7 protein-coding genes and 1 pseudogene are annotated in these 12,528 nt (G+C 55.1%); 3 read left to right on the top strand and 5 right to left on the bottom strand.

The genetic code is table 11. The features are described from left to right. The first annotated feature begins 245 nt into the window (after positions 1–245). Together IGS60_RS17420 and IGS60_RS17425 are read left to right on the top strand one after the other, a co-directional pair. Entirely contained in the window at positions 246–1,460 is a 1,215-nt protein-coding gene (locus IGS60_RS17420; RefSeq protein WP_230505653.1) for an MFS transporter, read from the top strand. A gap of 77 nt (positions 1,461–1,537) precedes the next feature. Next, positions 1,538–3,571: a GNAT family N-acetyltransferase gene (locus IGS60_RS17425; RefSeq protein ID WP_230505654.1), complete on the top strand. Its 2,034-nt coding sequence runs from the start codon at positions 1,538–1,540 to the stop codon at positions 3,569–3,571. A 51-nt stretch (positions 3,572–3,622) separates the two neighbouring features. On the opposite strand, the gene IGS60_RS17430 is transcribed toward IGS60_RS17425, so the two are convergent. Further along, positions 3,623–4,888: a putative Na+/H+ antiporter gene (locus tag IGS60_RS17430; RefSeq protein WP_230505655.1), complete on the bottom strand. Its 1,266-nt coding sequence runs from the start codon at positions 4,886–4,888 to the stop codon at positions 3,623–3,625. Between the two features lie 206 nt (positions 4,889–5,094). Here IGS60_RS17430 and imuA point away from each other — a divergent pair. Further along, positions 5,095–5,685 (top strand): annotated as a pseudogene (gene imuA / locus IGS60_RS17435) (translesion DNA synthesis-associated protein ImuA); the annotation flags it as partial. Positions 5,686–5,943: 258 nt separating this feature from the next. On the opposite strand, the gene IGS60_RS17440 reads toward imuA, so the two are convergent. From IGS60_RS17440 to IGS60_RS17455, 4 genes are all read right to left on the bottom strand, one after another. Next, positions 5,944–7,590: a TnsD family Tn7-like transposition protein gene (locus tag IGS60_RS17440; RefSeq protein WP_230505656.1), complete on the bottom strand. Its 1,647-nt coding sequence runs from the start codon at positions 7,588–7,590 to the stop codon at positions 5,944–5,946. A 78-nt stretch (positions 7,591–7,668) separates the two neighbouring features. Then, positions 7,669–8,991, bottom strand: a complete 1,323-nt coding sequence (locus IGS60_RS17445; RefSeq protein ID WP_230505657.1) for an ATP-binding protein — start codon at positions 8,989–8,991, stop codon at positions 7,669–7,671. Positions 8,992–9,189: 198 nt separating this feature from the next. After that, positions 9,190–11,406: a transposase family protein gene (locus IGS60_RS17450; protein WP_230505658.1), complete on the bottom strand. Its 2,217-nt coding sequence runs from the start codon at positions 11,404–11,406 to the stop codon at positions 9,190–9,192. Beyond that, complete coding sequence (locus IGS60_RS17455; protein ID WP_230505804.1) at positions 11,366–12,154, bottom strand: TnsA endonuclease N-terminal domain-containing protein; 789 nt, start codon at positions 12,152–12,154, stop codon at positions 11,366–11,368. The genes IGS60_RS17450 and IGS60_RS17455 overlap by 41 nt, the downstream gene beginning before the upstream one ends. Positions 12,155–12,528 lie beyond the last annotated feature (374 nt).

Raw genomic sequence — 12,528 nt, forward strand, 5'->3', positions numbered from 1 at the left:
CCGGCATGCCCGCGCCAACGCGCCGGCATGCTGGCGCGCCCTTTTCAGGGCAGGCGCCATTCCCGCAATGCCATGAAATTATCGTAAGTGGTATTGCTGCGGTATTTAAAAATCACAAAAATCAGCGTTAAAAATACTAATTGGTATACAATTGGTACACGTTTTCAGTGTGAGATGTGTCCGCCGTCCCATGCCCCGACGGCTGGCATGCACTGACGGCAGCCACCCACGTTACGGAACGCGCCATGTCCATCAAGTCCAAGCAGTTGCTGTGGTTTTTTGCGTTTTTTCTCGTCTTTGAACTGAACATCTATCTGTCGAACGACATGATCATGCCGGCGATGCTGGGCATCGTCGACGAGTTCCAGGCGGAGAAAAAGTTTGTCCCCCTGTCCCTGAGCCTGTATCTGCTGGGCGGCAGTTCCCTGCAGATTTTCCTGGGGCCATTGGCCGACTGCATCGGCAAGCGCAAGCTGGTGTTGACCGGCAATGCCTTGTTCCTGCTGGCCACCTTGGCCGTGCCATTGACCGCCTCGATCGAGCAATTTCTCGCCGTGCGCTTCATCCAGGGCATGGGCTGCTGCTTCATCTTTGTCGGCTATGCCATGATCCATGAACTGTTCGACGACATGGCCGCCGTCAAGCTCAGCAGTATTCTGTCGAGCACCACCATCCTTGCGCCCCTGGCCGGTCCCATCCTCGGCAGCGCCATCATCAGCCGGCTGGACTGGCGCTATGTGTTTTTCCTCTCCGGCCTGTTGGCGCTGCTGTCTCTGCTGGGCCTGTTCAAGACCATGCCGCGCGCGGCGCCCACGGTCACGCGCCTGGACCTTGCCGCCATCATGCGCAGTTATGCCGCCATTTTCAGCAACGGGCGCTTCATGTTCGGCATGTTCACGGCCGGCCTGGCCACCGTGCCTCTGACGGCCTGGATCGGCTTTTCGCCCATCTTCGTGCTGCAGGAAATGGGCGCGTCCTACGCCACCTATATCGCGCTGCAATGCGTGATTCTGTCGGGCTTTGTCCTCAGCAGCATCGCCATCCAGCGCCTGCGCCAGGATTTTCCGCTCGTCACCTTGCTGCGCATGGGCGGGCTGATCGCGGCCGCCGGCATGCTGGGCGCCGGCGCGGGCCGCCATCACGTCGATGTGTTTGCGGCCTGCATGTTTGTCTATTCCATCGGCTTCGGCCTGTTCAACGGCGCCTTGCTCCGCAGCGCGATCACGGCCAGCAAGGAGTCGATGACATTGACGACGGCCGCCATGAGCTTGCTGTACTGCATTTATCTGTCCGCCTGGCTGCAGCTGTACAACGTGCTGTGCCAGCGCTTCGGCTATGCGCTCGAGACGTATGCGCTGCTGAATATTCCCGTCATCGTGGTCATCGCCGCCTGCCTGCTGTTGTTTACGCGGGGCATGGCGGAGCGCCGGGAAAGCGAGGTGCGGCTGGCCCGGCACTGATGGCGCAGCGCATGTTCTCGACCTTGTTTTACCCCTGCGACGTTTATTGACACTCTCCTGCGGAAAATGGTGCGCCCATGAAAATAGATGACCTGGCCTCAAAACACGATCAAGCAAAGATTTTCAACTTGGAATACGAGTTCCGCATCAACCGGCTGAAGCTCGATTACATCACCCTGGCCGATGTGCGGCCCCCAGGCATTGATCTGGAACAACTGGCCGCGGAACACCAGGCGGGGATCGCCGCCCTGCGCAGCTTCGTCGGCCTGAACTTCAACCATTTCAATGCGGCAAGCTGTTCCTCGCTCAGCTGCATCCCCACGCGCGCGCTCGGTGACGACGAGCGCTACCTGCATCGCATCTGGATGGGCGGGCCGTTGCCGGCCATCGCATTTGACGCGATCGGGCAGTGGGGCGCGGCGCTGGAAGAAGTACGGCACAACGGCGGCGCGCCGTATGTCTCCATCCTGTGGGTGTGGGATGCGCAGCAGCTGCGCAATGACGAACGCTTCAGCCCCACGGGCGGCGCCGGGCGTTACACGATAGGCCGCTACGCCATCGGCGGCACGACCCTGCACATCAACTCGCTGCGCGCGCTGGCGCTCGATTTCGCGCCGGCCCGCTTCGACATTCTCGACACCCTGCATACGCAGCGCTACTTCGCCACCTTGTCCGATTATTTCCGCATCCTCATCATGTGCGAATACGGCGGCATGTACATGGACGTCGATACGATCCCGCATAATCCGGCGACGATTTTCCTGATGAAGCCGGAAGTGCCCGATTATTTCCAGCGCAAGAGTGATGACAGCGAAGAGCGCCGGCATGTCAGCTGGATGAATCTGTTTCTCGATGAAACGGGCATGCTGATCGCCAAGAAAAACGACGCCGCGTTGCGCGTGATCCAGCGTAATGTGAACCTCGCCTATGCGGGCATCGCTGCACAGATTCCCCGTTCCTGTCCGCAATTCGAGGCGCAGCTGTTCGGCCAGTTCTATGCCGAATGGAAGAAAAACCTGGGCGTGACCCTGCTCAGCCATGCCGAGTTCTACCAGCGCTATTGCGTGCTGTATGACGGCGTGCGCGAAGCGGTGGCGGGCGGCATCCGCGGCATGCGCTTGCTGGACGATATCATTACCGGCATGCACATCCCCTTGAGCGACGAAGAGCGGCGCGCGTATGCGCGCTGCGTGGCGCGGCTCGACGAGATCGACTGGCAACTCGATGATCCTTTGCGCCTGCCCGACATCGTCGACGTGTTCGACATCGAGGAAGTGCCGCGCATGGCGTATGCGGCCCAGCTGCGGGCGGACATCGATCACTTCCACTATTACTCGGTGCTGTCGGACGATCCGCAGCTCGATCGCGTAAATGACGTCTTTTGCCGCTACCTGCTGGCCCACCGTTCTCAGCATATTGCCGCCGGCAATTTCTGGCGCCCCACCGTCGGCCGCCACGGCAGCCGCATGCCGGCCGTCAGCGATGCCGCCCCGCCAGGTGACGAGGCGCAGGCGGGCTTGCTGTCGCATGCGCCGCTCAAGCTGGTGGCAGGTGAACTGCTGGGCGACGAGGCGAAGAACCGCATGGCCAAACTGCTGTTTGCCACCAGCTATCTGGAATACTGCTCGTTCGGCAATAAACTCAATCTGCAGTTCGTCGAATTGCAGCGGCGGCAGAACATCGATCCGTATCTGGCGCACATCCACGGCCTGCATGACGAGGACGAGCGCTTCATCGGCTTTTTCACGGCCGCGACGATGGACGAGTTCCAGGCTTGCGGCGCCGTGTCATATTACCGCGATGACATGAAGGCGCTCGACGATGCGTATGACGCCTTCGTGCTGGCGCATGCGCGCGCCGACGACTGTTTCGTCAGCAGCCTGGCCATCGACGAGAAATACCGGGGCCAGGGTTTATTCAGGCAGATGTTCCATGAGATCCGCGACCTGGCCAGCCGCAAGGGCTGCGCGCGCATCACCCTGACGGTGTGGGAAAAGAGCGAAGCGCTGCAAGTGTATCTGCACAAGGGTTTTCGCAGCGTGGGCACGTTCGACTATGCCTACAGCCTGTTCTATGACCGGCTGCATTTCCTCGTGTATGAGGGAAACTGAGGGGAAACTGAGGGAGAGCAGGGGCGGCCGGCAGCCGCCCCGCGAGGGTGCTTACAAGGCCAGGAAGGCCAGGCCCGCCACGGCCGTCGGCAGCAGGGCGCCGGCCAGCAGGCCGACGGCGCCGATCGATTCATCCTTGAAGCCGCGGCGCAGCAGGGCCACGCCGGCCGGGTTCGGCGCATTGGCGATGACGGTCAGGCCGCCGCCGGCCACGGCGCCGGCCATCAGCATGTATTTCGCTTCGTCCGTCATGCCGACGATCAGCGAACCGAGGTAGGTGAGGGCTGCATTGTCGGTAATTGCCGTCAAGCCCAGGGCGCCGAAGAACAGGGCCAGCGGCTTCAGACTCGAGACGATCGGTTGCAGCCACCATTGCTGCATGCCGCCCAGTACCACCAGGCCGCCGAGGAAGAAGCCGACCAATAAGCCTTCCTTCAGGATCAGCGGGCTTTGATAGCGTTCATACGCCTGCACGAAGCCGAGGAAGAACAGGAACAGGCCGATGAACAGCACGGGATGATGCGCCAGGGTCACGACGCCGGCCAGCACGATCATGTGCACGAGGCTGACGGTCAGCGGTACTTTCGGCGCTTCGACTTCACCGGCTTTCGGCTTGATGTCGGAGGTATTGCTGTGCAGATATTTGCGCAGCAAAATGCTCACGCCCGTGGCGTTGACCAGCACGGCGATGGCGGCTTTCCAGCCGAAATGGGTGGCCATGAAGGCGCTGTCCCAGTTCCACGTGGTGGCCACCATCAGCACGGGTGGTGCCGCATACGAGGTCAGGGTACCGCCGATGGAAACGTTGACGAACAGCACGCCCAAGGCGCCGTATTTCAGCCATTCAGGGATGCCCGGGCGGAAGATTTGCGGCGCCAGCATCAGCGCGGCCAGGGTCATGGCGGCCGGTTCCGTGATCAGGGAGCCCGTCAGCGGCACGAGCGCCAGGCCCAGCCAGACGAGGGCCAGTTCCGTGCGCAGCGGCATCACGCGCGCCACGCCTTTCAACAGGCGCTGCACGGCGTCGAGCACGGGGCGCGAGGCGGCCACGACCATGACGACGAAGACGAACAGCGGTTCCGTGTAATGGCGCGACTCGGCGTACTCGATGGCCGCATCGCTGCCCGAGACAAAGGCCATGATGATGATCAGGATGAAGGCCCAGAAGCCGAACACGACTTCCACTTCGCCCAGCAGATGCAGCAAGCCCGCATGGCGGGGGTGGCGCCGCGATAATGTTTCAAACGACTTGGCGGCGAAGGTGTGAATGAGCGCAAGGCCGAAGACGATGGCGCTGATGAGTTGGATGGTGGTCAAATGCGTTTCCTTATGGACGGAGGAAGCCGCCCGGTGCATTGCCGAGCGGTAAGGAGAGTGCTTATGGTACAGCAATCGATGCCAGAAACGGGGTTTTTCGGACATGGCGGAGCGGCCCCGGGCGCGTTCTCTGGCAGATAAGCCTTGCCAAAAGCGGGTCCGGATAGTACTGTATATGCATACAGTATTCATCTTGATATTCAATTATGCAACATTCCCAATTGATGGCGTCGCCGGAAGCCTTGCACCCGTCCCTGTGGCGTGCGTCGCAGCTGGGCCAGGGCGCCGCGCGCTGCCTGGATACGGGCTTTGCCGCCCTGTCGGCGCAGCTGCCCGGCGGCGGCTGGCCCAGCGGCAGCCTCATCGATCTGCTGGTGCAGCAGCCGGGCAGCGGCGAATTGCGGCTGCTGGCGCCCGCGCTGGCGCAGCTGCCGGGCTTGCCCATCGTGCTGCTGCAGCCGCCCCATCCGCCGCAGGCGCTGGCCCTGGCCGCGCAGGGACTGGCGCCGTCGCAATTGCTGTGGCTCAAAAGCGCCGGCAGCAAGGATGCCTTGTGGGCGGCCGAGAACATCTTGCGCAGCGGCACGTGCGGCGCCCTGCTGTTCTGGCAATCGCACGTGCGCGCGGACAGCCTGCGCCGGCTGCACCTGGCCGCGCAGTCGGGCAACACCCTGTTCTGCATGCTGCGCCCCTTGCACGGCGCGCAGGATGCGTCGCCCGCGCCCTTGCGCCTGTCCGTGCGTCCGGCCGCCGGCGGCATCGAGATCGGCTTCATCAAGCGCCGGGGACCGCAGCGCGTGTGAAGGTAAAATTAAAACGTCAGTGAAGTCGCTCTTAAGTCATTGATTTGGCTTAGGCCTTATTGCAATCAAAAATAATTAAAACATCAGTGGCTTTTTGCAATGTGAAACCTTCGGGAAATCGTCTGCTAATTTCCGGAAAATTAAACCGTCAGTGGCTTTAGGGAGCAGTTTGGATACGATGTGCAAGACAGTGTTTCGGTGGCGCTTCGAGTATTAGGTCAGTTGTGGATTGCCTTGTGAGGCGTCAGAAGGTTACCGGCCGTTGCTTTTTTTCGCTCTTTGACGTTTGGGAGTCACCTGTCCAGTCTTGGCTCGCCATGTTGCGATACGTGTCCTAAAGCCTTCAGCTTGCTCAGAAAGTTTGTCTAAGGCAGCAGTGGTCGTAGGATAAAAGTGCTTCCGGACTAGCTGCGTATGTTTGATTCCAGCTGTTTTGACAATACGATTGCGGGAAGCGCGTACCAGTGGAACTTCGGATTGAAGTGTTTCCGCTGCGGCGCAAACTCGACGTGCGAATTCGATATCCCTTGCGACATAGTCCACCCGTCGCTGAACTTTCGGATTTTCGGCCCGTTGGCTATTTATTCGGGCCCTGCGCACCTCAGTCGCCTCTATCTGGGTTCGCCGCGTCCGCATCTGGTGGTCCTCGTTAAGCATGTTTTTTGCTGTACGATGGGCACAACCTAACTGTAGTGCTATTTGGTGGCAGTTCACCCCTGCCGCACTGAGGCTCTTCACTTTCTGAAGAAATACGGGTCCAAACGCGAGCACTTTTTTTGCTACCGGTTTACTTTCCAGGTCCCATTCATCCTCTTTTACTAGGTAGACGTACCCACAGTCACAGCTGAATCCGAGCAGACCATTTTGATAATATCCTTTCGACTTGTAAACTTCTTCTACTATATTTTCCCCAAAATGGTCAGCTGCTGGGTTGTAGCACGGCCATCTACGTCGGGACAGTTTGGACAAAATGTCTTGTTTATCCTGAATTTGAAAAATGCGATGTCGAACAAAATCATCGACAAATATTTTTATAACGATGTGCTTCGTTGGCTGCGGCGAAGTTTGCGTCCCGAACATGCGACTAATCCAAGAGCCTTTGTGACTCGGGTGAATTGTCAATCCTAAGAGGTTCAAGCATTGCTCACCGAAATGTTCAATTATGTCCTTCTCGAGCCGAGCAATATCTAGCCCTGCTGAACGGAATGGATAAAGATTTTTAAGGAAGGCGCGCGCCTCCGCAATATGAGAATATGTCCTATCTGCGCCGGTTGGTCCGTTTAGATAGCCGTGAGAGCGCGCTGAAATTTCAGTTAGGCGCTGGCGGCACCTCTCCGTCAATTTTGGAAGGTATTCGGTTAGCAAAGTTCGGTGCGTGAGGGGGTCCAAAGCGCAGCCATTCGAGTCGAAATAGCGTGTTTGCGCATTTAGCAGGCTTCTCCCGTGGATAGTGCAGAGATGGACGCTATCAATTTGATGTGTTCGATGCCAGTACGCTTCTCCGAGGTTCCTAATCTCGTCCCTGATGCAATCGGGACATGCCTTTAAGCAATTGGATAGCGGCGCGTAGCCAAATAAAAAAATACTTCCTCCAGTGAATTGCTCACACATACTGTTGAAAACCCGCTTTCGCACTGAGTCAGTGTGGAATGCAAAGTAGTACGGATACAAAGTTGCATCGGAAACTAGCTCGTTGAGTGACTTGCCGATGTTTTCGGCGATAGCTGTGTGCAATTTGCGCAGGTTGCGAGGGAAATTTATCGAAGTACGTTGCTGAGCTCTACCATAAAGTTCTCTATGCGTTTGGTAGTAAGAAGTACCCATAGTATGGCTGTGATAGCGCGCAATGGCGCTGGCCAAAAGTTCGTCGTCATATATTTTTGGGAAGTACGGCACCATAAATGGCCTCGTGTATAAATGAGTTTTTTTGGATGAGTCAGCAAGCAAAAATTGCCGCGACGTGCCCGTGTACTTAGATTAGGCCGGCGCTGTGGTTTCAGGCGACGGCATTATCTCGTCCATGAGTGCCAAGAGGCTCTTTGGAGCTGCGACGCCAGTTGCGGTAGGATTCGTCTTGTCAGCTTTTGGTGGACGCTTGTTGCTATTCGTAGGGATGTAAAGGTCGCCGTACTTCATGAGCTTTACGGCGTCTCCTGAGGCGAGCGCCTTTAGCATGGGTGCAACTCGGCCAAACTCATCATCGGCAACTACGTGAATAAGCTCTTCTGTGACTTCTTCAACGCCTGAATCTATCGCGCGGCGTTGGGCCGCGCGATAGAGCTTCACGGCCAATGCGAGCACCCCCTGTGTTCGCTGATACATTGCTTCGTTTATTTTAGGCGTTAGTAACGACTCGTTTTTCGTCCACTGATAGCGCCATATCTTTTTTAGAAAATGGTCCCACTCCCGGCCTTTTTGATAGTTTTTCAAAAATGCCCCCATGGTGCGGCGCGCTATACGAAAATCTTGTTGCATCAGCTTTAAGCTGGACATCGTACCAATTAAGACGATGGGTGCAACGGACTCATTCACGAACCTCACGATAAAATTCATAAACAGTGTCTTGCCGTTCTCTGTTGGTGCGGCCAACACGTGTTGAATCTCGTCAATTACAATGAGCCCTACGCCATACAGATGTGCCTTCGTGTTTACTTCTCGAATCAGCGCCTCGACTGGAAGGCGAGCTCTGGTGAACTTTAACTCGTACTTTGTACCGAGTACTTTATCTAGCCGTTCGAAAAAGTTCAAAATCAACTGTTTCACGGTGCCGTTATGAGGGCACTCGACCACGATGTAGGGAATTGAAAATCGGCGAATCTCGGGGTGCCAGACTAGCCTTGGAAACTGTGCTAACGCGCGATGTACGAGGCGACTTTTCCCAACCCCGGAGATTCCGATGATAGCAAAGGATTCGCACAACGGTTCCAGTTCCGGCGCCGACTCTATGCACTCTCCACGTACTTGGGCCTCGTATGCAGTTTGCAAATACTGGTTAAATTCCGGCTTCGAAGGAGCGCGGTGCTCGTACCCGCTACGAATCATTTGGCCTAAAGTGTCCGCAATATTTTGCTGTGCCGTTAACGGCACATACGCTCTCTCCAATCGCTTCAACAATTGCTTCCGAATAGCTGGTGGACGCAGACGTTCGGCTTCCTCATATGGAGGTTTGTACGACATTATTTTAGCTAGCTTTTCGGCAGACGGCGGAGGGCCCAAGCACTCGATGAATTCGTTCCCCACCCATTCGGGAATTTCACTTTCAATATATTCCGCTTTCACGGCTTTCTTACGGAGTGTCATGGCCCCCTCTAGAGCGTTAGCGTGTTCGTGAATCGCATCGGTTACCGGCATAGGTCAGTCTTTCTCATTTTTTTGGGGAGATTGCTCTCCGTAAGGCACCGGATACCTCCGGTACAGGGGACTAAATGGATTCTTAAGTGCCTGCGGAGAAGCAAGTCGAATCGCCCGTCAAAATTCGATTGAATGGACGAGCTGGATTTAGTCATCATCATCGTCATCGAAGTCGATGACTGAAAGCGGTTGAAATGCCGCTTGTGGCTCCACTTCGTGCAGGTCCGTGTGGTGCGCTGTATCTAATGCCGGATTGAGAGGGAGAGCAGGTACCCCAGTTGGCTTCGCTTCCGACTGACCGTCGCCACCTTGTCGAACTCGCTCTTCGTGTTTTTCATCCGTGCGATTTTTGCGCATATTCGATAGGCGCTCGGCCTTGCTGCGCGTGTCGGGTCCGAGTGCTTCGACTGCGTCGATGCTTTTTTTAATTACGTCTTCGATTTTATTTTGAGTAGTCATTTCAATTTCCAGCTGGGAAACAACTTCCCAACCCTCTGTCGCGGCTGCCTTGTGATTAATTGCCATGACTTCTTCGTAGCACAGTCCCTGCGCAATGCTTTCATCGGACATTAGGGTGCATTTGATAAAGCTGCCTTCTCCTACATGAAGGAGTACCGTGTTGAGGTTGTGCGGGTGGTATGACACCGTAACTGGTATACGTCCACCGCGAGCTTTGCTAAACCATTTTTGAGCGTGCAGTTCCGTGGAGTAGTACTGGCGCTTAAGGAACAGCAAGCCGTTGGCCGCTACTGAAGCTTCGTCGGTCGGCAGAAGTGCTAGGAGCAGCTTATCTTGGGAGTGTTTTTTCATCGTCCCCATCCGATTATGAATTCCCCAATTCCAGAGCTGTATGGGAATTGCAACCACACCTTCCGATACCATTTCATTGTCCAGGGGATAGCCGGTTATGACGGTGTTATTGTGGTGCAGGACGCTGTGAATCACTATCTGCGTGAACTCGTGAAGAGTTAGCTTTGCGTCTAATCGGTAGTCCGCGTCGACACGAGCTACGTGGTTTTTATCGACGTATCCGGGTGCTTCTGCTCTGAATTTCGCTTGCAGAAGTCCGAAGCTGCGCTCAACAACCGCTTTCCAGTCTGCCCGGTAAGGCGGCGTGTTTTCTACCTCAATGTTCAGCCATTTCGCTAAGTTGGTGGAGTGTTTCGAAATGAATTCGGCACGGTCACCAAGGATTGTGCTTGCGAGCGATGCGTTGGGCCACTCATGAGATTCGATGTCGATTCCAAATTCCTTGCAGTATTCAACTTTATCCAGAGTGACGTTATGCAATGCCATCATTGCTACGGTCCATGAAGCATTCTCAAGACCGACATATATGCCGACAATCATTCGAGACCAAGTGTCGATAACGACATACAGCACTGGCCGTCCAACCAGCTTGCGTCGGTCAGCTCGGGACAGTAAATAAACGTCCGCGATGGTCGCGTCGACTTGGAACTTGTATCCTGGGCCAATTGAGTCTGCGGTGCTGTTGCCGAGCAGAGGGCGAAGAGTTTTCTGATAGTAATCCATCCCGCGTTTTGCGGTAGCAGTGCTGAACTCGTCAGTTTCTTTTCTTAACCAGTAAAGAAATTGGCGATACGTTGGAATCATGTCCGAGTTGATGACTTTCACTTTACCCTTTTCATCAGCCTGTACTGCATCAGGCAAGTAAAGTTGGATGGTCTTCAGATACGTTTCGTACTTAGAAATTCTGGTCTGTTTGTGAAAAATTCTTGCTATCCCTACGCGGAAGTACTTAAGCATCCGTTCGTCCACATTGGTGCCGACACCTGGCGTGTGTTTTCTTGGACGACCGAGCTTAGTCGAGCCAGGTGATGTGCTTCCTTCTGTCCTATGGCGACCGCAACTATTGCGCTTGCCAACGAGGGCGGATGGCGTGGAGCCACCCTGCCAATATTCAACTATCCAGTTACGTATGGTATCGGTGCTAATGCCAAGCTCCCTTGCTCTCTCGATAATCATCTTCCGCCGTTTTGCCATGATGTAAATTTCGGGAGTGTTTTTTACCAAAGGCGCAACCGCTGCCCACGCGCGTTCTTGGCGGGCACGCATCGTTCCAGACAATTTATATGGAAACAGACCTGCACCGTTCGGGGCATCAATAACCGTCAATGTTCCGGTGTTGAGCATCGTGGTCCATTCAGCGTAGGAGTGTGTTCGAATGCTTGCCCCACGGCCTTCAGCATTTATGGATGCGACGATATCTAAATGTGGATAGACTTGGACAATGAGCTGTGTGGCATAAATGTCGGGATGTCTCACTGCAAGATTTGGAAGAAGGTGCAACAAGCCAAATTCCTTAGATGTTGGTCGACGCAGCGGGGTGAACGCCAAACTCATTCAGCGGGGTGTTCCATAGTTTTTCTCGATTGAGGTCCGTTTGGAGCGCACGAATGCTTATTAGATGCCGGGCCACTTTTAGATGCTCGCCTGGTGCGCAGCCAGCGATGGCGTCAAGTTGCAGACAGTGGCGTGCCAAAGGTACGCGACTCGTAAATGCGCCTCTAATAGAAACGATAAGGCTGTGTACCGCTTGATTGATGAAGCCCGCATAGGGCTCATCAATTGCATCCAGAATTGACATCGGCCGCAGCCACTGCAATGACGCTTTCAGCCGTTTCGAAACGTCCACTTCGGTGACCACTGCAAACTTGATGCCTCGCTCCTCCCAGTAGGCCTGTTCTATGGCGTGTAATTCTTGGACGCGTTTGTTACCTACCTTAGTTGAAGGTTTTACGGATAGAGCGAAGTGGTGTTGAAAACCTTGTCCTTGAACGGTTGCGACAAAATCAGTGGACATTACGTAGTCAGTGCCACTTCCAGGAGCTCGAGGTCGCCGGAAGCCCAGCGCATCCGCCAGCCGTATTGTCGTCGCGCGGTCTAGGGGAACCTGTTCTCGGATGTCGACCACACTGAGCTCCCGGTCAAGTACAAGGAAGACGGAATATTCAATATCTGAGAGTAGGTGATGGACGCGCTTCGACGCGGCGCCTGGTACCCGGTGAGAACGTCCAATGCTCGGGACCTCGTGGACGTAAAGCCAAGGCGTGTATTCAGCTCGATTGCCGGTGCCGCGTCCAGAGGCCATTAGTTTTTGGATTTTTGTTTCGTCGCGTACGTATTTACTTCTTGCCAATTCCGTCTCCGATTTGTCTTTTTGCTTGGAATTTTTTATCTGCCCATCGCCTCGAGAGTGCGAAGTGGCTGATTTTAAGCAAGCAATTAATATTCGACAAATCTTTGCTATTTCGCACTGTCGAAAAATTCGTACGTCTAGCGGTAAACTAACAATAGCTACCTGTTTTTTATCGGGAATGGATTCTTTACAAATACCGTTTTTTTTCTGAGTTTCTGAAACTCGATGAAGTTTTATCTCTTATAACTGCTAAGGAAATAACTTGAGGTTTGAGACGCCTTATTTTTAATTGGCTTCGCTAATGTAAGTATTGTCGAAAAATATCA

Source organism: Janthinobacterium sp. FW305-128 (assembly GCF_020858135.1).
Classification (GTDB): Bacteria; Pseudomonadota; Gammaproteobacteria; order Burkholderiales; family Burkholderiaceae_D; genus Janthinobacterium.

Bases quoted from the DNA above. Each gene is read 5' to 3' on its own strand.
- IGS60_RS17425 (WP_230505654.1), top strand. From the start codon at position 1,538: ATGAAAATAGATGACCTGGCCTCAAAACACGATCAAGCAAAGATTTTC.
- IGS60_RS17445 (WP_230505657.1), bottom strand. From the start codon at position 8,991: ATGACACTCCGTAAGAAAGCCGTGAAAGCGGAATATATTGAAAGTGAA.
- IGS60_RS17440 (WP_230505656.1), bottom strand. From the start codon at position 7,590: ATGGTGCCGTACTTCCCAAAAATATATGACGACGAACTTTTGGCCAGC.
- IGS60_RS17450 (WP_230505658.1), bottom strand. From the start codon at position 11,406: ATGAGTTTGGCGTTCACCCCGCTGCGTCGACCAACATCTAAGGAATTT.
- IGS60_RS17420 (WP_230505653.1), top strand. From the start codon at position 246: ATGTCCATCAAGTCCAAGCAGTTGCTGTGGTTTTTTGCGTTTTTTCTC.
- IGS60_RS17455 (WP_230505804.1), bottom strand. From the start codon at position 12,154: ATGGCCTCTGGACGCGGCACCGGCAATCGAGCTGAATACACGCCTTGG.